This window comes from Sphingomonas sp. LH128 (assembly GCF_000293195.2).
Classification (GTDB): domain Bacteria; phylum Pseudomonadota; class Alphaproteobacteria; order Sphingomonadales; family Sphingomonadaceae; genus Novosphingobium; species Novosphingobium resinovorum_A.
Genome location: NZ_ALVC01000513.1, coordinates 1 through 26,044, shown reverse-complemented (window position 1 = coordinate 26,044; position 26,044 = coordinate 1). Strand labels below are relative to the sequence as shown.

General features: G+C 64.9%; 22 protein-coding genes. 11 read left to right on the top strand and 11 right to left on the bottom strand.

The genetic code is table 11. The annotated features are described in order from the left end of the window. The 5 genes from LH128_RS29535 to LH128_RS29515 all read left to right on the top strand — a co-directional run. Positions 1-1,042: class I adenylate-forming enzyme family protein (locus LH128_RS29535; protein ID WP_008833374.1), on the top strand; the 1,042-nt coding region annotated here is incomplete at its 5' end. Between the two features lie 3 nt (positions 1,043-1,045). After that, positions 1,046-1,465 carry a nuclear transport factor 2 family protein gene (locus LH128_RS29530; protein WP_008833373.1) on the top strand — a complete coding sequence of 140 codons (420 nt, stop codon included), beginning with the start codon at positions 1,046-1,048 and terminating at the stop codon, positions 1,463-1,465. Positions 1,466-1,577: 112 nt separating this feature from the next. After that, positions 1,578-2,315 carry an SDR family oxidoreductase gene (locus LH128_RS29525; RefSeq protein ID WP_008833372.1) on the top strand — a complete coding sequence of 246 codons (738 nt, stop codon included), beginning with the start codon at positions 1,578-1,580 and terminating at the stop codon, positions 2,313-2,315. A gap of 32 nt (positions 2,316-2,347) precedes the next feature. Further along, positions 2,348-3,829 (top strand): aldehyde dehydrogenase family protein, encoded by a 1,482-nt coding sequence (locus tag LH128_RS29520; protein ID WP_008833371.1) that lies wholly within the window; start codon positions 2,348-2,350, stop codon positions 3,827-3,829. A gap of 6 nt (positions 3,830-3,835) precedes the next feature. Further along, complete coding sequence (locus tag LH128_RS29515) at positions 3,836-4,555, top strand: TetR/AcrR family transcriptional regulator (RefSeq protein ID WP_008833370.1); 720 nt, start codon at positions 3,836-3,838, stop codon at positions 4,553-4,555. Positions 4,556-4,586: 31 nt separating this feature from the next. Here LH128_RS29515 and LH128_RS29510 read toward each other — a convergent pair whose 3' ends face one another. Both LH128_RS29510 and LH128_RS29505 read right to left on the bottom strand, forming a co-directional pair. Beyond that, on the bottom strand, positions 4,587-5,408 hold the full coding sequence (locus LH128_RS29510) for an enoyl-CoA hydratase/isomerase family protein (protein ID WP_008833369.1): 822 nt from the start codon (positions 5,406-5,408) through the stop codon (positions 4,587-4,589). 10 nt (positions 5,409-5,418) lie between these two features. After that, positions 5,419-7,605 carry an acyl-CoA dehydrogenase gene (locus tag LH128_RS29505; RefSeq protein ID WP_008833368.1) on the bottom strand — a complete coding sequence of 729 codons (2,187 nt, stop codon included), beginning with the start codon at positions 7,603-7,605 and terminating at the stop codon, positions 5,419-5,421. A 329-nt stretch (positions 7,606-7,934) separates the two neighbouring features. Here LH128_RS29505 and LH128_RS29500 point away from each other — a divergent pair, with 329 nt between their 5' ends. Then, positions 7,935-9,275: an amidohydrolase family protein gene (locus LH128_RS29500; protein ID WP_008833367.1), complete on the top strand. Its 1,341-nt coding sequence runs from the start codon at positions 7,935-7,937 to the stop codon at positions 9,273-9,275. Between the two features lie 179 nt (positions 9,276-9,454). Here the strand turns inward: LH128_RS29500 and LH128_RS29495 are convergent, their stop codons facing one another. Further along, positions 9,455-10,267, bottom strand: coding sequence for a helix-turn-helix domain-containing protein (locus LH128_RS29495; protein ID WP_008833366.1), 813 nt, complete (start codon positions 10,265-10,267; stop codon positions 9,455-9,457). 176 nt (positions 10,268-10,443) lie between these two features. On the opposite strand from LH128_RS29495, the gene LH128_RS29490 reads away from it, so the two are divergent. Continuing rightward, a complete protein-coding gene (locus tag LH128_RS29490) occupies positions 10,444-11,547 on the top strand; it encodes an enoyl-CoA hydratase/isomerase family protein (RefSeq protein WP_327195321.1) in 1,104 nt (367 codons plus the stop codon). Here the strand turns inward: LH128_RS29490 and LH128_RS29485 are convergent. The 5 genes from LH128_RS29485 to LH128_RS29465 all read right to left on the bottom strand — a co-directional run bounded on the left by LH128_RS29485 (position 11,482) and on the right by LH128_RS29465 (position 17,275). Then, positions 11,482-12,909 carry an amidohydrolase family protein gene (locus LH128_RS29485; protein WP_008833364.1) on the bottom strand — a complete coding sequence of 476 codons (1,428 nt, stop codon included), beginning with the start codon at positions 12,907-12,909 and terminating at the stop codon, positions 11,482-11,484. The two genes, LH128_RS29490 and LH128_RS29485, sit on opposite strands and share 66 nt — an antisense overlap. Then, entirely contained in the window at positions 12,903-14,102 is a 1,200-nt protein-coding gene (locus tag LH128_RS29480) for a CoA transferase (RefSeq protein WP_008833363.1), read from the bottom strand. Before LH128_RS29480 ends, LH128_RS29485 begins: the two co-directional genes overlap by 7 nt. Next, entirely contained in the window at positions 14,092-15,591 is a 1,500-nt protein-coding gene (locus tag LH128_RS29475) for a class I adenylate-forming enzyme family protein (RefSeq protein WP_008833362.1), read from the bottom strand. The genes LH128_RS29480 and LH128_RS29475 overlap by 11 nt, the downstream gene beginning before the upstream one ends. 24 nt (positions 15,592-15,615) lie before the next feature. After that, the gene (locus LH128_RS29470; protein WP_008833361.1) at positions 15,616-15,906 is read right to left on the bottom strand and encodes a hypothetical protein; all 291 of its coding nucleotides are present in this window, start codon (positions 15,904-15,906) and stop codon (positions 15,616-15,618) included. 139 nt (positions 15,907-16,045) lie between these two features. Beyond that, positions 16,046-17,275 carry a CaiB/BaiF CoA transferase family protein gene (locus tag LH128_RS29465; RefSeq protein WP_197524422.1) on the bottom strand — a complete coding sequence of 410 codons (1,230 nt, stop codon included), beginning with the start codon at positions 17,273-17,275 and terminating at the stop codon, positions 16,046-16,048. Between the two features lie 323 nt (positions 17,276-17,598). Here LH128_RS29465 and LH128_RS29460 point away from each other — a divergent pair, with 323 nt between their 5' ends. Continuing rightward, positions 17,599-17,910 carry a hypothetical protein gene (locus LH128_RS29460; RefSeq protein WP_008833359.1) on the top strand — a complete coding sequence of 104 codons (312 nt, stop codon included), beginning with the start codon at positions 17,599-17,601 and terminating at the stop codon, positions 17,908-17,910. A gap of 205 nt (positions 17,911-18,115) precedes the next feature. On the opposite strand, the gene LH128_RS29455 is transcribed toward LH128_RS29460, so the two are convergent. Together LH128_RS29455 and LH128_RS29450 are read right to left on the bottom strand one after the other, a co-directional pair. Then, entirely contained in the window at positions 18,116-18,604 is a 489-nt protein-coding gene (locus LH128_RS29455; RefSeq protein WP_008833358.1) for a MarR family winged helix-turn-helix transcriptional regulator, read from the bottom strand. 23 nt (positions 18,605-18,627) lie between these two features. Next, positions 18,628-19,881 carry an acetyl-CoA C-acetyltransferase gene (locus tag LH128_RS29450; protein ID WP_008833357.1) on the bottom strand — a complete coding sequence of 418 codons (1,254 nt, stop codon included), beginning with the start codon at positions 19,879-19,881 and terminating at the stop codon, positions 18,628-18,630. A 239-nt stretch (positions 19,882-20,120) separates the two neighbouring features. On the opposite strand from LH128_RS29450, the gene LH128_RS29445 reads away from it, so the two are divergent. The 3 genes from LH128_RS29445 to LH128_RS29435 all read left to right on the top strand — a co-directional run bounded on the left by LH128_RS29445 (position 20,121) and on the right by LH128_RS29435 (position 25,249). Continuing rightward, positions 20,121-21,788: an MFS transporter gene (locus LH128_RS29445; RefSeq protein WP_008833356.1), complete on the top strand. Its 1,668-nt coding sequence runs from the start codon at positions 20,121-20,123 to the stop codon at positions 21,786-21,788. 108 nt (positions 21,789-21,896) lie between these two features. Beyond that, the gene (locus LH128_RS29440; protein ID WP_197524421.1) at positions 21,897-24,110 is read left to right on the top strand and encodes a TonB-dependent receptor; all 2,214 of its coding nucleotides are present in this window, start codon (positions 21,897-21,899) and stop codon (positions 24,108-24,110) included. A gap of 92 nt (positions 24,111-24,202) precedes the next feature. Continuing rightward, the gene (locus LH128_RS29435; protein WP_008833354.1) at positions 24,203-25,249 is read left to right on the top strand and encodes an NAD(P)H-dependent amine dehydrogenase family protein; all 1,047 of its coding nucleotides are present in this window, start codon (positions 24,203-24,205) and stop codon (positions 25,247-25,249) included. Here the strand turns inward: LH128_RS29435 and LH128_RS29430 are convergent. After that, the coding region (locus LH128_RS29430) for a TolC family protein (RefSeq protein WP_008833353.1) at positions 25,240-26,044 on the bottom strand (805 nt) is incomplete at its 5' end. The genes LH128_RS29435 and LH128_RS29430 overlap by 10 nt on opposite strands.

The window sequence follows — 26,044 nt, the reverse complement described above, 5'->3', positions numbered from 1 at the left end:
CTCCTCGGGCTCGACCGGCAAGGCCAAGGGCATCCTCAGCGCGCATCGCGCGGTGTGCCTGCAACTCTGGCGCTGGCCGCAGTGGTATGCGATTTCCGATGATCTTCCCGCCCGCACGTGGTCGGCGAACGGCTTCTTCTGGTCGGGCAACTTCACGATGGCGCTGGGCGGTACGCTTTCGCGCGGAGGGACGCTGGTGCTGCAGCGCTGGTTCGATGCCGCCGAGGCGCTGGAGCTTATGGACGCCGAGCGCGCCAACATGGCGCTCGCCTGGCCGCATCAGTGGGCTCAGCTGGAGGCTGCACCGAATTACCTCGACGTCGATCTGGCCTCTCTTGTTTACGTCTGCAGGAACCAGCCGATCTCGCGCCAGCCCACGGTCAACAGCACATGGGTCGAGCCCGGGCAGGCTTACGGCAATACCGAGACGTTCACACTGATCTCGGTCTTCCGTTCAGGCACGCCCGAGGCGATCGCGGGCAAGTCCCACGGCATTCCGACGGCCGGTTCCACGATCAAGATCGTCGACCCGATGACTGGCGCTACGATGCCGCTGGGCGAGCGCGGGGAGATCGCGGTCAAGGGACCGACGCTGATGCTGGGCTACCTCGGCATCCCGCTCGATGAATCGCTCGACGGCGACGGTTTCCTGCGCACCGCCGATGGCGGCTACGTGGACGGCGAAGGCCGCCTGTTCTGGGAAGGCCGCCTCAACGACATCATCAAGACCGGCGGCGCCAATGTCTCGCCGCTCGAAATCGACGAGGTCATCCGCGCGCACCCCGAAGTCAAGGTCTCGCAGACGGTGGGCGTGCCTGATGAACTGCTCGGCGAACTCGTCGTCTCCTGCATCGTCCCGGTCGAGGGCACCAGCCCCAGCGCAGAGGCGATCCGCGACTTCGCCAAGGAAAAGCTGGCTAGCTACAAGCTGCCGCGCCGCATTCTCTTCGTGGCCGAGGGCGAACTCGAAACTACCGGCAGTGCCAAGATCAAGACCGCCGAGCTGCGCAAGCTGGCGGCGGAGCGGCTGGCAGAGGTCTGAGCGATGGCGGCTCCCGATTTTGCCGACTGGCTCGCCATCTGCAACCTCAAGGCGGCGTATTGCCGCATGCTCGACACCAAGGACTGGGAGGGCTGGAAGCAGCTTTTCACCGAGGATTGCGTGCTCGATACGCGGCCTAGCGGGGGCTCCCGGGAAGAGGGGCGCGAGCGTATCTGCACGATCGTCAGTACGGCGTTGGCGAACGCGAAGACCGCGCACCACGTCCACTCTCCCCAGATCGATATCGATGGCGACCGCGCCCAGGTGGTCTGGGCAATGCAGGACCGGGTCGTCAAGGATGACTTCGCGCTAACCGGCTACGGTCACTATCACGAGACCTGCGTGCGCACGGTCGAGGGTTGGAAGATCGCCGGGCAGGTGCTGACGCGCCTGATCCTCGAGGTCGAGAGTCCGGCGCCCTGAGGTCATCGCCGGGGCGCGTCGCGCGGCAATAGGCGGCGCTCACGTGACCCGCTATGGTGCCATTCGAAGCAGCCGACCCACATGCAGCGGGCGGCGAGGGAGCGGAGGAAGCGTGGGCAAGACCATCGTTATCACAGGTGCCGGATCGGGTCTCGGCAAGGCTCTGGCACGGCGTTTTGCAAGCGAGGGCGAAACGGTGATCCTGCTCGGGCGTACCTTGTCGAAGGTGCAGGCGCTGGCGGACGAGCTGGGTGCGCCCGCGCTCGCAGTGGCATGCGACGTGGCCGATGCCGGTTCGGTCCGCGCGGCTTTCGCGCAGATCGCCGAGGCCCATCCGAAGATCGACGTGCTGATCAACAATGCCGGTATCTACGAACCCTTCACCGTGGCGGAAGCCACGGACGAGCAGATCGACGGCATCCTGAATACCAACCTGAGGGGGCCGATCTATTGCTGCCGCGCGGCGATCCCGATGCTGGAAAGCGGCGGCCTCATCATCAACGTCGGCAGCGAGTCCGTAGCGGTTCCGTTCGTGATGCTCTCGCTCTACCAGTCGAGCAAGGCGGGGCTGGAAATGTTCACTACCGCTCTGGAGGCGGAACTGGAGGAGAGCGGCATCCGCGTCGCCCTGCTACGCGCCGGGCCGATGTACGATGAAGACAAGTCCTCTCCGAACTGGGACCGCGATGCGGCGATGCGCTTCCATATGGGCTGCGCGAAGAACGGGCTGGACCTGCGCGAGCGCCCGGTTTCGCACTCGGCCTCGCCGACCGGCATTTTCCGCGCGGTGATCGACCTGCCGGCGGACGTGCGCGTCAGCCACGTCTCGATCGGCGCGCGCAAGATCTGATCTCGAACACTCTTTTCGGCAAGGACAAGACAATGACCACTCTTCCCGACGCCCGGCTCTATATCGACGGCAAGCTGCGCGATGCTACCGGCGGCGTGACTTTCGACGTTATCAGCCCCTGGACCGGCGAGCCGGTCGGCAAGGCCGCCGACGCCACCGCCGCCGACGTGGACGAGGCGATCGCCGCCGCCCGTCGCGCCTTCGACGAGACCGACTGGGCCACGAACGTCGAAAAGCGCGTCGCCTTGGTCAAAAAGTACCGCGAACTGTTCGAGCGCGAACGTCCGCGCCTGGCGCAGTTGGCGATCCACGAGGCGGGCGCTGCGCAGGGTGCGGTCGGCCGCGCTCACGTCGGGATGGCGATCGACGGCTGGGACGATTACATGGCCGTGTTCAACAAGCTCGAATGGGAGAAGGACTACGGCGAGAAGCAGGCCGCAGGCATCATTCACAAGCGCCTCGGCGTGCGCGAGGCAGTCGGTGTGGTCGGTGCGATCACGCCGTGGAACGTGCCGCTCTACGTCAATATCGGCAAGGTCGTCGCGGCGCTGCTGGCAGGCTGTACGGTAATTCTCAAGCCCGCGCCCGACACCCCGGGCATGGGCGCGATCTTCGGGGAACTGGCGGTCGAGGCAGGCTTTCCGGACGGCGTCATCAATGTCGTGTTCGGCGCCGACCCGGCGCTGGCCGGCGAGATGCTGGTCACCGACCCGCGCGTAGACCTGATCTCGTTCACGGGCTCCACCGGTGTCGGCAAGCGCATCATGGAGCAGGGAGCCGGAACGCTGAAGCGCGTGTTCCTCGAACTCGGTGGCAAGTCGGCCAAGATCGTGCTCGACGATGCGCCGAGCTTTGCGATGGACGTGGCGAGGACCATGCTGGTCTTCCACGCCGGGCAGGGCTGCGCGGTCCACTCGCGCCTGCTGGTGCCTCGCAGCCGCTATGAGGAGGCCAAGGCCGTGCTGAAGGGTGCCTATGGCAACTTTGGCGACAACTGGGGCGATGTGGAGAATCCGGCGCACATCATGGGCCCGGTCGTCTCGAAGCGGCAGATGGAGCGGGTGAAGAGCTACATCGACCTCGGCCAGCAGGAAGGCGCGACTTTGCTCGCGGGCGGCAACATCCGCCCTGACAAGGGGGGCGGCTATTTCGTGGAGCCGACGTGCTTCGTGGACGTTACCAACGATATGCGCATCGCCCAGGAAGAGATATTCGGCCCCGTCCTAGTCGTCATTCCCTACGAGGATGACGAGGACGCCATCCGCATCGCCAACGAAAGCTCTTACGGACTTTCGGGCGGCGTATCGGGCAGCCACGACCGGGCGATCAATATCGCCCGCAAGGTCCGCACCGGCTCGATGAGCGTGAACAACGGCATGTGCATCGCCGGCGACATTCCCTTCGGCGGCTTCAAGGCCAGTGGCATGGGCCGCGAATGGGGCCTTGAAGGCATCGAGGAATTCACCGACGTCAAGATGCTTGCCTGGCCGGTCGGCCAGGTGGAAGCCGCCTGAGGCGCGATGCCGGGGGAGGAGGCTGAGACCGACTACTTCGCGGGCCTGCAGCCAACCCTGGCGGCTGCGGTGACCACGGCCTGCGCGGTGGTCAGTCACAATCTCAACGGGCAGCGCCTCGGCCGCAAGGGCAGGGTGACGCGTGAGCGCATCCTCGCCGCTGCGATCGAACTGATCGAGGACTCGGAGGAACCGGTGACGCTCGGCCGCGTGGCGCGGCACGCGTCACTGGGGATGACTTCGGTGTACAACTACTTCACCGACATGACCGGACTGCTGTTGGCGGTGCTCGCCCCGGTCATGGCGACGGCGGAGGACGATTACCTCTCGCTGGCGCGTGAGCCCTGGCCTGACGAGGAACTCTACGCTCGTTGCTACGGGTTCGTGCGGGCGTACCACGGATTCTGGGCGCGGCACTCGCGGTTGCTGCACTTGCGCAACGCGCTTGCGGACCAGCAGGACGCGCGCATGATGGCGCACCGCATCCGCTCAAGCCGCCCGATCATCGCGCTGCTAGTGAAGCAGATGGGCGATGAGCCGATCGGGCTTGGACCCCATACCTCGATGGCGACGATGGTGATGATCGGGATCGAGCGCTCGGTGACGCTGGTGACGGACAAGGAATTGCGCAAACTGGTCGGCATCGAGCCGGAACTGAGCGAAGATCGCTATCTGGTGCCCGGAGCAAGGCTGATGGAATTCGCGATCAGCGACGCGAGGCAGTAAATCCTCCCCCTTCGGGGGAGGAATTCGCGTCTCACTTCGCCTTGCCGCCTACGCCCTTCAGGTAGGCTTCCATGCCCTTGATGTAGTCCGGGTTCAGCATCAGGCCGCTGTTGCCCATGCGCTCGACCTGCCGCGCGGAATCGCGGCCCAGTTCGGCGCAAAGCTCGATCGCCACCTTGGCTGCGCCCATCTGCTCGCCGTTCTGCTTCGCGAGGTGGCGGCAGAAGTCCATCACCTCGGCTTCGAACGTGTCATCCTCGTAGACCTGGTGGACCAAGCCCATGGTGAACGCCATGTCGGCGCTGGCGGGCTTGTTGGCCATGATGAGCCAACGGGCCCAGTGCGGTCCACAAATCCGCGTCAACCGCGAGACGCCGCCAGAGGCCGGCAGCACCCCGAACAACCCTTCCGGGAAGGCATAGGCCGCGCTTTTCGCCGCGAGGCGGAAGTCGCACGAAAGGCTCATCTCCAGTCCTCCGCCTACGCACATCGCGTGGTGCGCGGCGACGATGGGTTTCTCGACATGCTCAATCTCGTCCCAGAGCTGCTGCATGTTGTTGAGGTTGAGACGATGGTTTTCGCGGATCTTGCTGGCGGAATCGGCCGCGACATTCGCCTCGGAGACGATGTTGCGATTGCCGCCGCGAAGGTCCGCGCCCGAACTGAAGTAACGCCCGGCCGAGCGGATCAGCATGACCTTGAGGTCAGCCCGCTCTCGCAGCCGCAGCACGGCTTCGGTCAGGAGGTCCATCATCTCGCGGCTGATGGCGTTGAGCTTGTCGGGCCGGTTGAGCGTGGCGACGAGAATGCCGTCCGTCTCCTCGGTCAGCAGGTGCGGGGCTTCTTCGGTCATTGTGGTCTCCTCATCCCCGGGTACGCGGCAGACCAAGCCCGCGTTCGGCGACCATGGAGCGATGCACTTCGCTGGAGCCGCCATAGATCGTCGAGCCCGCCGCATGGCGATAGCACTGGTTGAGCAGCGCGACTGCCCCCTCGCGTTTCGAGAGCGAGAGCGGCGCTGTCAGGTCCAGGAGGTCGCGGCTGTCGCTGAGGAACTTCTCGGAGGAGTACATCTTCGCCATCGGCCCGAAGGCGTGATTGGGCTTCTTTTCGATGCTGGACCACTGCGCGCGGTACGTCAGCATGTCCGAGACCCACAAGTGCGCGACGGCGCGCGCCAGACGGCACTGGGTGCGCACTTCGCCGTCGATGCCCAGTTCCCGCGTCACTTCCTCGGCGGCCTCGATCATGGCCTTCATGACCTTGGAGAAGCCGCCGCCGTGCTCCAGTTCCAGCGCGGCGCTCATCGTCCTGGTGCCGCCATCAATCTCGCCCAGACGCCAGGAATCGGGGATCACCACGCCGTCGTAGAAGGTGATATTGGTACGCTCGTCCTGGAAGGTGTGGACGGCCTGCACGGTCACGCCCTCGGTCTTGAGGGGGACGATGAACATCGTCAGGCCCTTGTGCTTGGGGACGTCGGGGTTGGTGCGCGTGAGCATCAGGACGTAGCTCGAAAGGTTGGCGCCGCTGGTCCACATCTTGGTGCCGTCGATCCGCCACGAGCCGTCCTCGAGCTGCGTTGCCTTGCACTGTGCGGCGAAGACGTCCGAGCCACACGAAGGCTCCGAATAGCCTAGCGAACACAGCACGTCACCGCCGACGATCCGGGGCAGCACTTCGGCCTTGAGTTCGTCCGAGCCGTACTTGTCGATCATCATCGCCACCATGGCCGCGACATTGGCGCCTGGGGTGTTGTAGCCCTGCCGCTCCATTTCGCCCATCGCCGCGATGCGCGCATAAGGGGTGATGTTGCGACCGGACAGGTGCTCGGGGAGGCCGGGGAACAGCAGGCTGTGCTCGGCCAGCATCTTGTGGACTTCGGGGACGTAGCCTTCCCAGGAATAGTGGAACTTCGCCTTCTGTTCGGGCGTGACCTTGGTGGCGAACAGTTCGGCGATTTCCGCGCAGACCTGGCGGGCTTCGTCTCCGAGGTCGAAGTCGAGCGGCACTTCGCCCGAAGCGGGCAAGGCGACCGTCTCGCCTGCGTAGAGGCGGCGTCCGGCCTCTTCCAGAGCAAGCGCGGGGTCACCTGCGACCAGCGGCCATGCCTTGGCGCGCAGGTTGTAGAGATGGACGTCGTATTCGTTCGACAGCCCGTAGCCGCCGAAGGTGTGCAACCCCTGCGCAACGGACCGTGCTGCAGCATCGCAGGCGTACCAGTAGGCCAGCGAGATCGTCGCGGCGGCTTCGTCCGAATTGTCGTAGATGTCCCGGATCGCCTTCCAGGCAAGGAACTTGGCGCCATCGACATCGCACAGCAGGTCGGCGAGAGGGTGCGAGATGCCCTGGAATGTGCCGATCAGCTGGCCGAACGCCTTGCGCTCACCCGCGTAGGCAGCGGCCATCTGGAGTGCCTGCCGCCCGATGCCGGAAAGCGCGACCGCCATGTAGAGCTTCCACTCCTCCAGCGCTGCGGCGAACAGCGCCAGTGCATCTTCCCCGGAGCCGAGCACGATCGCTTCGCCCGCGGCAAGGTCCATCTGTGCAACGGGCGTAGTGGCGAGGTTGGGTTCGGTTTTGCCATCGACGCCGGTGACCAGCACCACATCCGACCCACGGCGCGCGATGATCGCCTTGGCCACCGATCCGCCCGCAATCCACTGCCTCGATTGCAGCGAAGTATCTTGCATGGCGATGGTCACCACGGCCTCACCGCTGATCGCGGCCTCGAGTAATTCGTCCTGTCCGCCGAGTTGGCCGAGCAGGCGCACCGCCACCAGCGCCTCGGCCAGCGGTCCGGAGACGAGCGTGCGCCCGGCCTCCTCCATCAGCAGCGCCGTGTCGAACAGGCCTAGATCCATGCCGCCCGCATCCTCGGGCACCCGCATCGCGAAGGCGCCGAGTTCGGCGAGGCCGCTCCACAGAGCGGCGTCGAAGCCGTCGGTCTCCTGGGCCTTGCGGACGCGTGACGTGCTGGAATGCTCATCGAGAAAGCGCGCGAAGGTATCGCGCATCATTTCCTGTTCGTCGGTGAGATCGAAGTTCATGGCAGGCTTTCCCGGAGCTTATCGTTTTGCTTCACCATCGTCCTGAACACAGGTTGGAAGGGTGTTCAATCCGGCCTCGGCGGCAATCGCAGGCACGATGGGGCGGGCGGTAAAGAGCGGGGTTCGACAAGCTAGGCCCGAGCCGATTGGAAGGGCGTATGCGTTGTTTCCGCTCAGGCTGAGCTTGACGAAGCCCCCGCGTGGGAGCGGCAATCGCACAAGCGATGGCTCTGGCGTGCATGTGGCTAGCGCGGCGCGAGCACGATAGTCTCACCGGCAAAAGACAAGCGGGAAGAAGCGCCGGCGCACGCACTCACGGGAGACGAGAGATGGAAATGAACGACATGGTCATCATCAGCGTCGATGACCACATCAGCGAACCGCCCGACATGTTCCAGAACCACTTGTCCGGCGATCTGCTCGAATCCGCGCCCAGGATGGTGAAGGACGAGAACGGCAAGGATGTATGGGTCTACCAGGGGCAGACTTTCGCCTCGGTCGCACTCAACGCCGTGGTCGGGCGGCCTTTCGAGGAATACGGCATGGAGCCGACCTCGCTCGACCAGTTACGCGACGGCGTCTACATGGTGGACGAGCGGGTGAAGGACATGGACGTCAACGGCGTTGCCGCCTCGCTCAACTTCGGATCGGTCTTCGACTTCGCAGGTGGCCGCCTGCACCGGGTGCCCGACCGCGACCTCGCGGTGAAGCATGTCAGCGCCTATAACGACTGGCACATCGATGAATGGTGCGGCGCGCATCCGGGGCGCTTCATCCCCTGTGCTATCCTGCCGACCTGGAACATGGACGCGACGATCGCCGAACTGAAGCGGGTCAGCGCCAAGGGCTGCCACACCGTGTCGATCAGCGAGAACCCGACCTGCCAGGGCCTGCCGAGCATCCACAACGAGTACTGGAAGCCGTTCTACAAGGCTATCGCCGATCTCGACATGACGATCTGCATCCACATCGGCGGCGGCAATCCTGCGCCGCATGCGTCGATGGAGACTCCGATCGAGGCGTGGATCTCGACGATGCCGATGACGATCGCCTATGCCGCGTCGGACTGGCTGCAGCTTGAGGCGCTGCACGAGTACCCGGACCTGCGCATCGCGTTGTCGGAAGGCTCGATCGGCTGGGTGCCCTATTTCACCGAGCGGGCCGACTTCTCCAACTCGCGCCACAAGTACTGGACGCATTCGCGCTTCCAGGACCTGAAGCCGAGCGAGATGTTCAAGCGACACTTCCTGAACTGCTTCATCGACGATGCGTTCGGATTGCAGAACATCGGCTTCATCGGCGAGGACAACATCGCCTATGAGTGCGACTATCCGCATTCCGACACGCTCTGGCCCGAAGTGCCGGAGCGCCTGTGGCCGACGATCAATCACCTGACCGACGCGCAGATCGACAAGATCACGCACGGCAACGCGATGCGCTGGTTCCGTTTCGATCCCTTCAAGCACCACGCCAAGGCCGATCTGACGGTCGGTGCGCTGCGGGCAAAAGCTGCAGCGGCAGGCGTGGACATCACTCCCAAGTCCTCGCTTGGCGAGCGGCCGCTGGCAGAAGGCGAAGTGCGTCCGGTCACCTCGGGCGACATCATGAAGATGTTCATGCGCCACGACGATGCCGACCGCCTCAACCGCATGGCCGGGCAGGAGGTCTGAGAAAAGGGAGGCGTCGTTTCGGACACGGCGCCTGACCCTTCGACAAGCTCAGGGTGAGCGGACTTGGTTTAATGCCCTTTGAATTCCGCCCAGGCTGAGCCTGTTGAAGCCTCATCGGCAAAAGAAAAGGCCCCGCGAGACGTGCTCGCAAGGCCTTTTCCCGTTGGGATATGTGAAAGTCAGGCGGCGTGCGAGAACTGCTCGACGCTGGCTTGTGCATGCTGCGCCGCCGGATCGGGCAGGCAGGCACGCATAGCGTCGCGCAGGCACTGGAACAGCGCCTCGGGGTTCACCTTGTCATCCTTGCCGTAGACGATGCTGACGACCAGCGGATGGCCTTCCGGCTGACGCGGGACGAGGCCGCTCAGCGCATCGGCACCGGTGGCGAAACCGGCCGGGCCGAACAGGTGGCGCGGATCGCGGCAGGCGTCGATACGAGCCATCATTTCCGAGAATGCGAACTTTTCCTGTTCGACCGCCTCGGCGTTGAGACGGCGCACCATGCCTTCGCAGCGCTGGCGGGTGACGGTGGACAGCATCAGCCAGCCCGGTGCGTTGCGCGCCAGAGGCTCCTTTACGCCGCCGGCCAGTTCGCGGGTCGCGGCGGGGGCACGAGGGCCATGGCGCCAGTTCACGATCTGCGCGTCGAGGCCGACCATCGAATGCAGCGCCACCGAAAGGCCGGTCTGCGCGACAAGGCGGTCCATCAGGCGCACGATACGGCCGTCACGCACCAGTTCCGGCTGACCGGAAGTGCCGATCAGCGCCGCGCGAGGGGTAAGGCTGTAGGCGCGCGAGTAGGGGTCCTTGTGCAGCAGACCCAGCTCGACGAGGCTCGAAAGCAGCTCCGAGGTGCTCGACTGCGGCCGGTTGTACCGACGCACGATGTCCATGACGGTCGCTTCACGGTGCGCGTCGTCGAAGTACTCCAGTACCTCGATCACGCGACGTGCGATCTTTGCCTTGTTCGATGACGTTGCCTTGCCAGCCATGAGGTCTCTCTCCTTCCCTCTTGCGTGGTTGATGAACTCGATCGTTAGCGCCGAGTACTGCCTCAATCCCCGAGTCGTTTCCGAGATAACTGAGTCATTCTCGTTTTTTGCTGACTTTGGTTAGCATCAACAGAGGTGTTCATCAATAGAAGTTTTTGTATACGAATGTCGAACATGTGGCAGATGGCGCAATCCGTCGGTCGAGCCTGTTTCCAAACGCTGCGGGCTACGAGATGATACAGGCCCGCGATCGGGAGGGATGGTCAATGCCGCCGGAGCGGTCCATGCCGGTACGAGAACACCGGGAATCACTCAGGGACCATATGAAAAGTGTCGGAATTGGCGACCTGACGGGTTCTAGGTCGAGGTTTGCCTTGAGCGGGCCGGATTGGGGCGGGCCGATTTCTTTCATCGATGGCGATAGCGCACCGAATGAGGCGGACGGACGAAATCCGCCGCCATGGCCGGTGGTGGGAATTGGGGCGCACCACGAGGGCGGTGCCGAAAAGTTGGATACTTTTGTCGAAGATGGTTTCGATCCTTTTCAAATCCGGAAAGCCGTAGAGGCTTGCCCGATCGCTGCGGCGACGCTTGTTCAACTGCTGCGGTTGCTGCCGTCGCTGGGTTTGAAGGATGGGCTTGTTGCCGAGTCGCTGGCTTATGCGGCGCTTCAGGGTGGCAACGAACATCGCACGTGGCTGGCCCGGCGCGCACCACCGGACGCAAAGCGCGGGCCAGGCGCCGTCCGTCTTGTGCGGGAAGGGGATACGGTGATCGCGACTCTCGATCGTGCCGGAGCGGGCAATGCGATCGATCGATCGATGCGCGATGCCCTGTCGGAAGCCTTTGCGCTGGTGAACCTCGATCCCACGATTACCTCGATCACGCTGCGCGGGGAGGGGCGCTGCTTCAGCGTCGGTGCGGACATCGGGGAGTTCGGGACGACGCTGGACCCGGCGACGGCGCATGCGATCCGCCGCCGGACGCTGCCCGCCAATCAGGCGGTGCTGTGCGCCGACCGCTTCGTCGCCGAGATCGATGGCGCCTGCGTGGGGGCGGGACTCGAACTTGCCGCCTTCGCGGGGCGCGTCACGGCAACGCGCCGATCATGGTTTCAATTGCCGGAACTGGCGATGGGGATCATTCCGGGCGCGGGAGGCTGCGTCTCGCTGACCCGCCGGATCGGGCGCCATCGCACGGCGCTTCTGGTGCTGTCAGGCCGACGCCTTAGCGCGAAGAAGGCGCTCGAATGGGGGCTTGTCGATGCGCTGGTGGATTAATTTTCCGCCCGCGATCACGAGGCGCACGTCGTTCTTGTCGAAGCGGGCCTGAACTTCGGCCCAGGGGCGGTCGAGCAGGCAAAGGTCGGCCGTGGCACCGATCGCGATCCGGCGCTGGCGTGAAAAATCCGCCGGGTCCGCGAGATAGAGCGCCAGTGCGTTTTCGGGTGTGAGCGCTTCGTTCGGTCCGATGACCGCACCGCCGGGCGTGCGGCGGCTTATGGCGGCGGCCATGGATTTCCACGGATCCGCAGAGCCGTAAGGGGCATCGCTCCCGCCGGCGAGGGGCATGCCTGCCGCCTTCAGGCTGCGCAACCGGTAGAGATCGACGTGATGCCTGGGATCGACGTCGGCCAGATAGCGGTCGCCGCGCTCGGCAATGAAGTGGGGCTGGACGCACGCTGACAGGCGGAGGCCATGCATGCGCGCCACCAGATCGGGAGAGGCGACGGAGACATGCTCGATCCGGTCGCCGGGCGCGCTCCCGTCTGCTTCGAGCAGGGCGAGCGTGAACACCAGTTCAACTTCGGTGACGCAGTGCACGGCCAGGGCACGGCCTTGTGCGCGCCCGGCCCGGATTAGGCTCAGTGCCGCATCTAAGTCGGGCAGGGCATTTTCGTGGAGATGCAGCTTGAGCGGGCCAAGGGTGCAGTGCGGTGGAAATTGCTCGGACAGTGCCAGACTTCCGGCGAGCGTCGGTGCTTGGAGCAGTCGCCCCTCAGCGCGTTGCTGTGCGAAATGCTGCGCCACGACAGCGTCGTTGCGCGGCGACATGTCCGTCACGCCGGTGATGCCGAAGCGGGCAAGCTGGCTGCTGGTTTCCGCGAAATCGGGGAGCGTGCTGCCGAGCGTGCGGCTGAGCCACGCGTCTTCGTCGAACAGGCGCCCGGTGAAACGCCCGGCTTCGCGTTCAAGCCCCGGTGGCGGATCGGCAAGGGCAAGCAGTGCTTCCAGCGCGCGAGAATTGAGAAGCCACATTCGCCCGGTGCGATGCTGCATACGCACCGGTCGATCCGGAACCATGCGGTCCAGCATCCTGGCATCGGGCAAGGTGCCGCCAAGGACGCTCTCGTGAAAATCGACGGCGCGCAGCCATCCGGTGCCCGGTATCTCAAGGGCCTGCGCCAACTGAGCGGGGCTCAGAACGCTGGGCGGTCCACAGGACACCGAGGCTTGCTGCGCGGCGAGCGCGGCGAGGTGGATGTGATGATCGTGCAGTCCCGGAAGCAGCAATCCGCCGCGCGCATCGATGACCTGCTCTCGGGGGCGGGGGGACAGGTTTCCGATCGAGGCGATGCGTTGCCCTTCGATCCTGACGTCACCGTGGGACAGGCCCCAGATTTCTGCTTTGCGGATCAGCATGGCGCCAGCGCGCCGAGATAGCGCGCGGTATCGGCTCCGATCGGGCGCACGGCCGCCTTGAGGGGGCGTGTGCCCACGATCGGGAAAAGATGGCCGACAGCTTGTCCCCAACCGCGCAGTTCGGCGTCGATCATCGCGCGATTATGCGCGCGTTCCTCGGCGAGCGCCATCGCGCAGATGGCGCTCATCGACAGGCCGATGCGCTGCGCGACGCCGCTTTCATACGCGGCAAGCCCTTCGCGTGCGGCGACGATGCCGGTGAGCGGATCGGCCACGGCGTCCGCCACGTAGCCGATGCCGCCCCCCGCTTCGGCCATCGCGCGGGTGAGGCCGCCCGCGACGCCGCAGTCGTTGCCGATGCCGACCCAGTCGGCGGCCTCCCCGCTTGCTCCGTGCCCGGTGATCGACAGCCAGACCAGCCCCGGCGTTTGGCGGATCAGTGTCTCGGCGTCGATGCCGAGGTGGCGCAATGCGCGGGGCCGCGAGGATTCGATCACGATGTCCGCGCGCCGGATCAGCGCGACGAGCGCGGCCTTCTGTGCATCGTCGGCGAAATCGACAAGGATGCTCGCCTTGCCCTGGTTGATCCGGTCGAAGGTCGCCGGATCGTCGCGGCGGATCAGGTCGGGCCGGGTGAGGCTTTCGACTTTCACGACTTCCATGCCTGCCTGCCAGAACAGGTGGCCCGCCAGTGGCCCGGCCCATATCGCGGAAAGATCGACGACCAGCGCTTGGTGCAGGGCTGCCCTTTTCCGGTTTTCTCCGCGCAGCATTACCTCGAGGGCGGGAAAGGCGGGGATCTCGTCCATGCGAGCGACGGGTAGCCCCAGCGTGCGTCCGGTCTCGACGAGATCCCTGACGTCATGGCGCAGCACGGCTGCAGCAATCGCGTTCCAGTCGCGCGTGTCGATCGTGTCGTCACCGAAAAGCGCGGGCAGCAGTTCGCGGTCCACGTCGCGGATCAAAGTGAGCGCGAACCAGTTGCCGTCCCGCGTGGGCATCAGCCGACTGCCGCCGAGCCCGGCTGAGGTCGTGCCGCTGATCATATAGCCGCCACCGGCGGCGCGCTCTCCCATCAGGGTAGCGCCAGCGAGGCGCGGCAGGCCATGGGCTTCGGCCATCGCCTGCAACTGCCGGTCGGCCCACCGCGCCAGAGGGATCTCCGGGCCTTGCGTGATGTGCTCAGCCGGCAAGGACTTCCTTGACCTTGCGGCGCAGCAGCTTGCCCATTTCGTTGTACGGAAGCTCCGCGACGAAGGCGATCTTCTCCGGCACGCGCGAGGACCGCAGGCGCAAGCGGACAAGGTCCTTCAATTCGGTCTCCTCAGGGGCATCGAAACCATCGCGCGTGACGACGGCGACGCCGACCGCCTCGCCCCACTCGACCGAAGGGATCGCACAGGCGCAGGCGTCGGCGACGGCGGGATGGGTGAGTAGCACGTCCTCGATCTCGCAGGGCGACATGTTCTCACCCCCGCGCACGATCACGTCGTCGGCGCGGCCGGAGAGGAACAGGTAGCCGTCCTCGTCCATGTAGCCGGCGTCTCGGGTGGGGAACCAGCCTTGCGCGTCGAGCGCACTCTTTTCCTTGTACTCGCCGGAAACCTGCTCGCCGCGCACGTAGATTTCGCCGGGCTCACCCAGAGGCAGGACTTCACCGTTCTCACCGCGGATCTCGATCTCGACCGTCGGGATCGGCTTTCCGAGCGAGGTCAGGCGGGCGCGAACCTTCGGATCATCGGACGCCAGCGCCTCGCGATGGTCGTCGGGGCCGAGCAGGGCGACGGTGGAACTGGTTTCGGTAAGGCCGTAGGCATTTGTGAAGCCCGCCGCCGGGAAACGCTCAAGCGCCTTGTGTATGACCTCGAGCGGCATCTTGCCGCCGCCATAGGCGATGGCACGCAGCGATGCGGTTCGGGCGGCGGTGCCGCTCTCCATGGCGTCGACGATGCGTGCCAGCATGGTCGGCACGACGAAGGCATTTGTGATCGCCTCCGCCTCGACGAGCGCCAGCCAGCCTTCGGGCGAGAAGGCGGGCAGCATGACGATCTTGCGCTGGGCATAGATCGAGGACAGCAGCGCCGAGATGCCGGCGATATGATAGGGCGGCACGACCACCAGCGCGGCATCGGCCTCGCCGGCACTGGCGAATTCGACCGTGCCCAGAATATAGCCGAGCAGGTTCGAGTGGCGCAGGATCGCCGCCTTGGGCGCGGCCGTGGTGCCGCTGGTGAAGAGCTGGATCGCGATGCCTTCACCGGGATCGTATTCGCGCGCGTCGTCCGCCGGGACCGTCTCCTGCGCCTTGAGGGTGAATTCTTCGCGCGAAAAGATCGTGTGGCCCTGTCCGTCTGCGATGCGCGTCACGCGCTCCTCGTCGCCGATGACGAGGGCGGGGGCGATGCGGCCCAGCAATGCGGCGAGGTCGGCGTCGGGAAGGCGATAGTTGAGCGGGCAGTACGGTACGCCGGCCAGCGCCGCACCGAACACTGCGATCACCGCCGCCTCGCTGCTCTCGTCGAGGAGGGCGACATATTCCGCGCCGCTGTCCTGGATGATCGAGAAGGCGCCGCGTGCTGCGGCGAGAAGGTCGCCGTAAGTCCAGCGCTTGCCATCGCAGACGAGGCCGACGCGGTCGGGCGCGGCCTCGGCCGCCATTTCGAGAAGGAGGGCAATGTTCATGGGCGCGTGCCAGCTATCTTAGTGTCAGTCCGAGGCGGGAAGCGGCTTGGCGTCCTTGACGACGAGCGCCTGCCCATCGACAGAGAGCGAGCCCTTGCCGGGCTTCACGCAAAGCAGTTCGTAGTTGCCGTCGGTATCGACGTAGCGCTTGCCCATCAGCGTACCGGCCGAGAAGTCGGCGGCGAGGGGGGCGGCATCGGCAGGCTTGGCCTCGCCCATCGCTGCGCCGCCGCATTCGATCTGCCCGTCGGCGGCGCGGATCACCATCACCTCCGTATCGCAGGCGGCGCTCTTCAGGCGGGTTCCAGGCTTCATTTCGGGTTCCTTGTCCTCGTGTGTGCGTCTTGTCTCGACGGGCGCTTGGTGCGCCGGCGGCACGGTTTCATCTTACGCCCTCCTCCGTGCAGCGTTCAAGGCGCCGCAAGGTTGAGTGCCTGTACAGGTCGAAAAGCGTTCAGGCGATCGCGCCCTTGGCCTTCCACTCCTCGATCTTGTCCCACTCGACGCCCATTTCCATGAGGACGATCTCGGTGTGCTCGGAGGCTTGCGGCGACCGGGTGGTCTCCACGGCCTCACCGTTCCACTGGACCGGGCCGCGCACGAGCTTGAGCGGGGCGCCGCCGTCGGCGCCCTCGACTTCGACGATCATGTCGTTGGCAAGCGCCTGCTCGTCGGTCAGCAACTCGTGGAAGCTCTGGATCGGCGCCCACTGACCGGAGAAGGTCTTGAGGTGCTGGCGCCAGTATTCGAAGGGTTGGGAAGCGAACGCCTTCATCAGGATGTCGCTAGCCGCCCCGGCATTCTCGAAAAGCGCGCGCGGTTCGGAGAAGCGGGGGTCGTCGGCGGCTTCCGGTACGCCGAGATGCTCGAACATGCTGCGGATGTGACCGGTCGGCGAGATCGTGCAGAGGTTGATCGTGCCGTTATCGCTGGTCTGATAGTTGCCCATAAACGGATTGCGCGCTGCGCCGCCCGAGCCCGGCATCGGATTGCGCGTGAGCACGCCGGTCTCCGCGACTTGCGCGATCACCGCGCCCGATGCCCAGGCGGCGGCGCTCAGCAGCGAGACGTCGAGCTCGACGGCCTCGCCGGTCTTCTCGCGGTGGAACAGCGCGGCGGAGATTCCGCCCGCGATGAACATGCCGCCGATGGAATCGCCAAAGGCCGGGATGCCCTGCGAGATCGGGCCGGGCAGTTCCTCCGGGGTCATCGAATAGGCTATGCCGCTGCGTGACCAGAAGCAGGTGCCGTCGAAGCCGCCTACCTCGCGCTCAGGCCCCTTGTTACCCAGCGCCGAGCCGCGGGCGTAGATGATGTTGGGATTGACCGCGCGGATATGCTCGACATCGAACTTGTTCTTCTGGCGCACCTGCGGAAGGTAGTTGGTCAGGAACACGTCGCACTGCTTCGCCAGTTCGTAGAGCACTTCCTGACCTTCAGGCGTGGAGAGGTCGATGCCGACGCTGCGCTTGCCGCGATTGGGGTGCTCGAACAACGTATGGCGAAGCGGGTCGAGCGTGACGCCGCCCATGTTGAGGAAGCCGCGCTGGGTGTCGCCGCGCACGGGATGCTCGATCTTGATGACGTCGGCGCCCCAATCCGCGAGGACGCCGCCCGCTGCAGGCGTGAAGGTGAACTGTGCCACTTCGAGGACGCGCACGCCCTGCATGACCTTTGTAGACATCTGCTGCCAATCCCCGTGATCTTCTGTGTGGCGCCCGGTTTTCTGCCGTTTGCACTTGTCGGTCCGGTGTGCGCGCAAAGGCATGAGGGATCAACCGGGTGGCCCATCGTGCGGACGATCATGCCTGCAGATGCCTGCTTTTCCATCGTTTCTCGACCTGTGGGAGGGCAATGCGCAGGCGAATGTCGCGGAGGCGATAATGTTGCCGAAAGCGCTCTGAAAGATGCGAATTTCGCAATTGACCGGGTGTTCAAAAAATACTAACCCAGCTTAGTAAGTGAATAAATCCGACCGTTCAGGTTCGCAGTTTTCGGAGAAACGCCATGAAGAAGTTCGCCACGCTCGTCGCTGTCGCCGCCATCGCTTCGGTCCCGGCCGTCGCTTTCGCCGAGACCACCCAGGTCCGTGAAGCCACCGAGGAAGCCGCTGCCGGTGCCGTATCGCTCAACGCCGGCAAGATGCTCTATGCCGCCGACGGCTACCGCATTGCACCCATCTATCGCGTCACTGCCGAGGGCAATCCGCAGGTCATCCTCAACGGTCGTCTCGTGACCGTTCCGGCCTCGAGCCTCAGCGACAACAGTGGCAAGGTCACGACTTCCATGTCGAAGAAGGAACTTGCTGCCGCGAAGTAAGTTTTCCCGATACTCTCAAGAAGAAGAGGGCGGCGCCTGGTGGCGTCGCCCTCTTTTTTGTGGCGTTGGAGGATAAGCCCACCTCGCTGCGGTTAAGTTCGCCTGCAGCTCACCAAGCCTCGCGGCCCTTCTGCATGCGGGAGGGCGAAACACGATGCTCTCATTCCCTACTGCTTGCAGGAGGGGCAGGGGTGGGCAAAAGCGCTTATCCCCGGCTGACGTTATCGTAGATGCGCGTCATGAAATCGAGAAGGGTGTTCACCTCGTCCTCGGAAAAGCCGGCGAACATCTTGAGTTCGCTTTCGGTCGCGATGGCGCCCAGCTTGTCGAGGAGAGGCCGAGCCTGCTCGGTCAGGTAGACGGCGCGGGCTCGCCGATCGTCGCGGCGGTCGCGGCGCTCCAGCAAGCCCTCTGCACAGAGGCGGTCGATCAGGCGGCCGGCGGAAGCCTCCGACATTTCGAGATATTCCGCGACGGTCCGCTGCGTGGACCCTGGATAGCGCGCGACGATCGCGATCATCGCCCATTGCGAGCGGGTCACGTTGAGGGCGGCCACCTTGCGATCGAAATTATTGCGCTGCAGCCGCGCCACGATGGTCATGCGCAAGCCAACCTGCCGTGTCGGGGTCTCGTCGCGCATGTTGAACGGGTTGCTGATCGTTCCTACCGGTTTTTCGTCGGCTTCAGTCGCCACCAGATGCTCCTTGTGCTGCGCCGTCAGACGCGTTCGATGATCATGGCAGGGGCCATGCCGCCCGCCGCGCACATCGTGATAAGACCATAACGCCCGCCGGTGCGCTCGAGTTCATCGAGAGCGGTGCCGATCAGCATGGCGCCGGTGCCGCCGATCGGGTGGCCGAGCGCCATCGACCCGCCATTGGGATTGACCTTGGCGCGGTCGAGGTCAAGGTCGCGGATGAACTTCTCGACGACCACGGCGAAGGCCTCGTTCACTTCGAAGACGTCGATGTCCTCCACGCCGAGGCCCGCCTTGGCGAGTACCTTGCGTGCTGCGGGCACCGGGCCGTTGAGCATGAGGGTGGGGCAGTCGCCCGTCTCGGCCATGGCGACGATGCGCGCGCGCGGCTTGAGCCCGTGGGCCTCGGCGTAGTCCTTTGAGGCCAGCAGGATCGCCGAAGCGCCGTCGACGACGCCCGAGGAGATGCCGACGTGATGGATCGGCTTGATCTCAACGTCCGGGTAGACCTGGTTGATGAGTTCGCCGTAAGTCTTGCCGCCGGACGCCGAGGGCATGTTCAGGAACATCTCGAAGGCGGGCTTGAGCTGCGCAAGGCTTTCGGCGGTGGTTTCCGGGCGCGGATACTCCTCGTGGTCCAGGATGACGTTGCCCTCATCGTCCTTCACGACGATGGTGGACTTGTCGAAGCGACCCTCGGCGATGGCTACCGCGGCGCGGCGCTGGCTCTCCACGCCGAGCGCTTCGAGTTCCTGGCGGGAGATGCCTTCCATAGCGGCGATGGCGTCGGCGCAGACGCCCTGATTGGATTGCGGGTGCTTTGCCTGGAGGCGCGGATTGCCCGCACCCATGCCGGCGCTGCCGACGCCCGCCTCGCGCATCTTCGCGCCGTACATGCCAGCGTAGGAGAGCATGTCCATGCCGCCTGCGACCATGAGGTCCGCCATGCCCGACTTGATCATAGCGGCCGACAGGCTCGTGGCGGTGAGGCTCGATCCGCAGAAGCGGTTGAGGGTCACGCCGCCTGCCTTCACGTCGTAGCCTGCGTCGAGCGCCGCCATGCGTCCGATGTCGCCGGCCTGCAGCCCCATTGCCGCCGAGACGCCCCAGATCACGTCGTCGACGTCGGCGGTGTCGAGATCATTGCGGTCCTTCAGCGCAGCGAGAACCGTTGCCGAGAGATGTTCGGGATGCATCTGCGACAGCGCCCCCTTGCCCATCTTTCCGAGCCCGCGCGGGGTGCGCACGGCGTCGATGATGTAGGCCTCGGTCAAGACAGGTCTCCTCGTATTTCTTTCGCGCAGCAAAGCGCGGTTTCCTGCGTGATGCGGGCGCTTTGCGGCTTTGGCAATCTGGGGTGCGGGCGCTATCGCCGCGGCGATTGCTGACTATAGTTAGTATGTCGGAATCGTGTTCGCTTGCGTCAATGGATCGTCTTCGCGATGGGCAGGTTGACGCTTGCGCCGGTGCGTTCAAGATCGGCGCACAGATATAACGACAGGGGACAGCAGCGATGGCGACGGCGCAGGAAGAGGAGGCAGGCGGGGCCTTCGCACCGCTTCGCGAACGCACGTTCCGCAATATCTGGACGGCCAGTCTCTTCTCCAACTTCGGCCAGCTCTTCCTCGGCGTCGGTGCGCAATGGGAGATGACGCGGCTCAGCAATTCACCCAGCATGGTCGCCCTGGTGCAGACCGCGATGATGATCCCGTTGATGCTGGTGACCCTGCCCGCAGGCGCCATCGCCGACATGTTCGACCGTCGCCGGATTGCCATGACCGGCCTGACGTTCAGTGCGGTGAGTGCGGCAATCCTGGCGGCAGTGACGTTCCTTGGGCTGACGACGCCCTGGCTGCTACTGGCTTTCTGCGTACTGACCGGGGCAGGCGTGGCGCTGTTCTCGCCGTCGTGGCAGGCCTCCATCCCTGAGCAGGTCTCGCGCACACATCTGCCTGCCGCGGTGGCGCTGGGAACGATCAGCTACAACGTCGCGCGCAGTTTCGGGCCTGCGTTGGGCGGAGTGATCGTGGTGATTTACGGTGTGAAGGTTGTGTTCGGCATGACCTCGCTGCTCTACCTGCCGCTGCTCACTGCGTTCTTCTTCTGGCGACGCAGGCACGTGCCTTCCCGGTTGCCGCCGGAGCGGATCGACCGCGCGATCCTGACCGGTGCGCGCTACGCGCTGCATGCTCCGGCGGTGCGTACCGCGCTGCTGCGGGTGCTCGGCTTCGGGCTGTCGACGGCGACGGCCTCTGCGCTTGCGCCGCTGATTGCAAAGGATCTTCTCCAGGGCAATGCAGCGACTTTCGGCATCCTGCTTGGCGCACAAGGCGTCGGTGCAGTGGGGGGAGCGCTGTTCGTGAGCCAAATTCGGGCGATGGTCTCGACCGAGTGGGCGATAAGGCTGTTCGCGATCGCCAGCGGAGTTGCCCTCGTCGCGATAGGGTTCAGTCACTCGCTGGTGCTGACCTGCCTTGCCTTTCTCGTCGTCGGGGCGGGCAACATCCTTACCGTCGCCATGCTCAACGTGACGGTCCAGCTTTCCGCGCCGCGTTGGGTCACGGCGCGGGCACTTTCGCTGTTCTCCTCCGCGATCACGGCCGGGATCGGCATCGGCGCATGGGGCTGGGGAGTGGTCGCCGCCCGCCATGACGTCGCCTTCGCGCTGGTCGCGTCGGGCCTCGCTGTTGCTGCCACGGCGCTGCTGGGCATGGTCCTTCCGATCCGCGAGGAGCCCGAGGCCGACATGGATTCGGTCGAGATCGGTCACGAACCTTCGGCCACTCTGCCGCTCACCCTGCGCTCCGGCCCGCTGGTCGTCGAGGTCGAGTACGACGTCGATCCCGAACTCGCCCGCGAATTCTACGAGGTCATGATGACCATGCAGAGGGTGCGCAAGCGCATCGGCGGCTTCGACTGGACCATCGCGCGCGACATCGAGAACCCGGCATTATGGACAGAGCGATACCACTGTCCGACCTGGGGCGACTACCTGCGCATGCGCGGGCGCTACACCCAGGCCGATTACGCTATTCAGGCCCAGGCAGACGGCTTCAACCGTAGTAACAATGGCCGCCGTGTGCGCCGCCGTCTCGAGCGCCCTTTCGGCTCCGTGCGGTGGAAGGCGGAGTCCTATGATCCACGCCAGGAAACGATCGGCTACATCACCCCGGGTACCTGAAGCACCGCCAAATCTGCCGCTGCGATATCTGGGCGAAGGTCCGGCCGATCACTGGAACACGTAACAACCTCGTGTAGCCTCGCGTCAAAAGCAGATGGGAGGGATATCGTGAAGACAGCAGGGACTTTCGCGTCCATATTCGCATTAGCAGTGGTGGCGCCGGTTTCGGTGCACGCGCAGGAGGCACAGAATGCCGCCGCAGCGGACGAGGGCGCGATCATCGTCACCGCGCAGCGCCGTGCCGAAGCGCAAGTGGACGTGCCGATCTCGATCACCAACCTGTCTAGCGATGCGCTCAAGACCGCCAGCGTGCAGCAACTGGCGGACATCGGCAAGGTTACCCCGGCGCTGCGCTTCGACTTCGCGGGCGGGTTCTTCCAGCCCACCATTCGCGGCATCGGCACGGCGGTGACGACTTCGGGCGGGGGCGGCAATGTCGGCATCTACATCGACGGGTTCTACTCGCCCAACCCGCTGGCGGCCGACTTCGATCTCATCAGCGTGAACTCGATCCAGGTGCTGAAAGGGCCGCAAGGCACGCTGTTCGGCCGCAACACCACCGGCGGCGCGATCCTCGTCACCACTCGCGAGCCGTCCACTTCGGGCAATGCTTTCGAAGGTCGCGTGACTTACGGCCGCTACAACGAGGCCAAGGCCGAAGCCTTCACCAACTACGTCATTTCCGACCGTGTGGCACTGAGCCTAGAGGGCCAGTATCGCCGCGGTAACGGTTGGCAGCGCGACATCTCCAATGATGATCGGCGCGTGGGCGACTACGAGAACTGGTCGTTCCGTCTCGGCCTCAAGGCGGAACTGACCGACACGGTGGACGTCCTGCTGCGCTACAAGCACGGCCAGGTGGACGATCCCTCGACCATGCTGGCGTCCAGCCTCGACACCTCAGATTTCGGGCTCGGTGCGCCGTTCGGTGGAGTGCCGGGGACTTACACCACGGCGAAGAACCGCATCGCCAGCGGTTCGGTGCCGGAAGTCTTCCGCTCTAATACCGACGTAGTGCAAGGCACGATCCGCGCCGATCTCGGCTTCGCGGACCTGACCTCCTACAGTCAGTACCGCAGCGAAAACTCGTTCATGTCGCAGGACCTCGACTATTCCGGATTGGACCTGTTCCAGCTTGGCCTGCCCAACCTCAACGAGACCTGGAGCCAGGAACTGCTGCTCACCTCCAAGGCGGGGCCAAAGCTGCAGTGGACGGCGGGTTTGTTCTACTTCCAGAACACCGACACCTATATCACCTACATCAACAACGGCGGAAACGCGCCTGACCAGCGTATCCGGCTCGGCGGATCGAGCACCACGGTCAGGAGCTACGCCGCGTTCCTCGACGCCACTTACGAGATCACGCCGCAGCTTTTCCTGACCGCGGGCGCGCGCTATTCGATCGATAAGATCGTCGATGCCTACTGGAACCAGCAGTTCCTGCTGACCGAGATGCCGGTGCCGAACATCTCGAACAACAAGCTGACCCCGCGCGTGGTGCTGCGCTACAAGCCGACCGACAGGACGAGTATCTACGCCTCGTTCACGAAGGGCTACAAGGCGGCGATCTCGGACGTCGGCGGCTCGTGCCAGATCCCCGACACGAACTACACCTGCAACCGCGTGCAGCCAGAGGACATCAACGCCTACGAAGTGGGCTTCAAGTACGAGGACCGCGGCCTCTCGTTCGAGGCGGCGGGGTTCTACTACGATTACAAGAACCTGCAGGTGTCGATCTACCGCACCGGCACGGCGGAGATCATCAACGCCGCGACCTCGGAAATCTACGGGTTGGAGGGTGCGCTGCACTACCAGGTCACGCCCGCTTTCCAGATCAACGCTGGCGCGTCCTACGTCCATGCGCGCTACAAGCGGTTCAACAACGCGCCGGTCTACGTGCGCTGTTCTGAACTGGGCGAGGAAACCGCTGCGACTTGCGCCGCCAACGGGATCACCTTCGTCGTCGTTCCCACTACGCTGGAAGACGTGACGATGCAGCGCACGCCCGAATTCACCGGCTTCGTCGGCGCGCGCTACGAGACGGACCTGGCCGGCGGGGAACTCGCGTTGTCGGGCAACCTGTTCTACTCGTCGAGCTTCTTCTTCGGTCCCTCGGGCGTGCAGTTCAAGCAAGGGGGCTATGAGACCCTGGCCCTGCGCGCGCAGTGGAATGCGCCGGACGACAAGTTCCACGTCGCGGTCTTCGGGGACAACGTCACCAACAGCCGCTACCTCACGCAGGCGCAGTATTCGAGCTTCGGCATCGGCGCGAACTGGAGCAAGCCGGTGACTTACGGCGTGGAATTCGGAGTGAAGTTCTGACTTCGAGCCGTCCCCGCATGGGGATTGTCCCCGGCACGCGCGCTTGCTGACGTGCGGGAACAAGGCTGAACGCAGCGAAAAGGGAGAGAGCGATGTCGCAAGACGCAAACAGGACTTGGCGTGTCGTCCAGTGGGCAACCGGGAACGTCGGCAGCCGCGCCTTGCGCATGGTCATCGAGCATCCCCGAATGGAGCTGGTCGGCCTGTGGGTCAACTCGGCGGAAAAGGTCGGCAAGGACGCGGGCGAACTCTGCGGCCTTGCCGAAACCGGCATCAAGGCGACCAACTCTCTGGACGAGATCGTCGCTCTCGATGCCGACTGCGTGCTGTTTATGCCGCAGGGGACCGATTGGGACGCCCTGTGTGCATTGCTCGCGTCAGGCAAGAATGTGGTGACGACGCGCTGCGACTTCCATTACCCGCCGCTGATTGATCCCGGGAACCGTGCCCGGATCGAGGAGGCCTGTGCCGCAGGTGGAACCTCGATCCATTCCACCGGTTCGAGCCCCGGTTTCGTCACCGAGGCGCTGGCGATCCCGCTGCTGTCGCTTCAGCGCGGGCATGGGCTGCTGACGATCGACGAATATGGCGACGTATCAAGCCGTAATTCGCCCGACATGCTGTTCAACATCATGGGCTTCGCAGCGCCCATGGCGCCTTTCGACCAGCACCGGGCCGAGCATCTCAAGGGCGACTTCGGCAGTTCGCTTTCACAGATCGCCGAGGCCATAGGATTGCCCTGCGACGAAATCGAGGCAGTCGGCGAACTGTCGGCGGCGAGGCACGACGTGGAGATCGCGGCAGGCAGGATACCTGCCGGTACGGTGGGCGCAATGCGTACCACGATCACCTGCATGCATAAAGGGCGCCCAATCCTGCGCTTCCGTGCCAACTGGTACGCCACCACCGACATCGAACACGACTGGAACTTGCGCGAGTCCGGCTGGCGGGTCACCACCGAAGGGGACACGCCGGTCAAGGTGGACATCACCTTCCCGGTCGCGGAGGAGGACTACGCAGCCTACACCCCCGGACTGACCGCGCATCGGCCTATCAACGCCATCCCGGCGGTCTGCGCTGCCGCTCCCGGCATCCGCACGACCGTCGAACTGCCGCAGATCGTCCCGCTTTACGGCTGAGCAGGCGCCGTTGCCTGATCCCCGCCGAGCACCCGATAAAGCGCGATCCGGTTTCCCGCCTGCGTGAGGCGAACTGCGATCTCCGCCTGCCGCGCGGAATAGAGGCTGCGCTGCGCCACGAGGTTGTCTAGCGAGCCGACGATGCCCCGGCGATAGCTTGCCTCGGTGAGAGTGGCGGCATCCTGCGCGGCGCTGGTGAAGGCGGTCGCGGCGCGCAGGCGTTCGGTGAGCGTCCCCTGGTCGGCGAGGGCGTCGGCGGTTTCCCGGAAGGCGGTCTGGATTGCCTTTTCGTAAGTCGCCAGGGCCGCGTCGCGCTGGGCTTTGGTCACCTCGACATTGGCCTTGCGGCCGCCCGCGTTGAATACCGACCAACTCCCGTCCGCACCCAGCGTCGTCGTACGCGAGGCCGTGTCGAACAGGCTCGACAGCGACTGGCTGGCGAAGCCGATCAGGGCGCTCAGCGAGATCGTGGGGAAAAGCTGAGCCCTTGCCACGCCGATGTCGGCATTGGCGGCGCGCAGTTGGTATTCGGCCTGAACCACGTCGGGGCGGCGGAGCAATACTTGCGTCGAGAGCCCGGCAGGCACTTCGCCGAGGCTGGAGTTGACCTCGTCGATCCCGGTCGGGAGCAGCGCGCGATCGAATTCCGCACCTACGAGAAGGCGGATCGCGTTGATGTCCTGCGCCAGCGCGGCGGTCTGCGTGGCGAGGTCGCCATTGGCGGTTTCCAGAACCTGCTCGGCCTGCCGCAGTTCCGTGCGCGCGGCGACGCCGCCCTTGAGGCGGGGGGGGGGG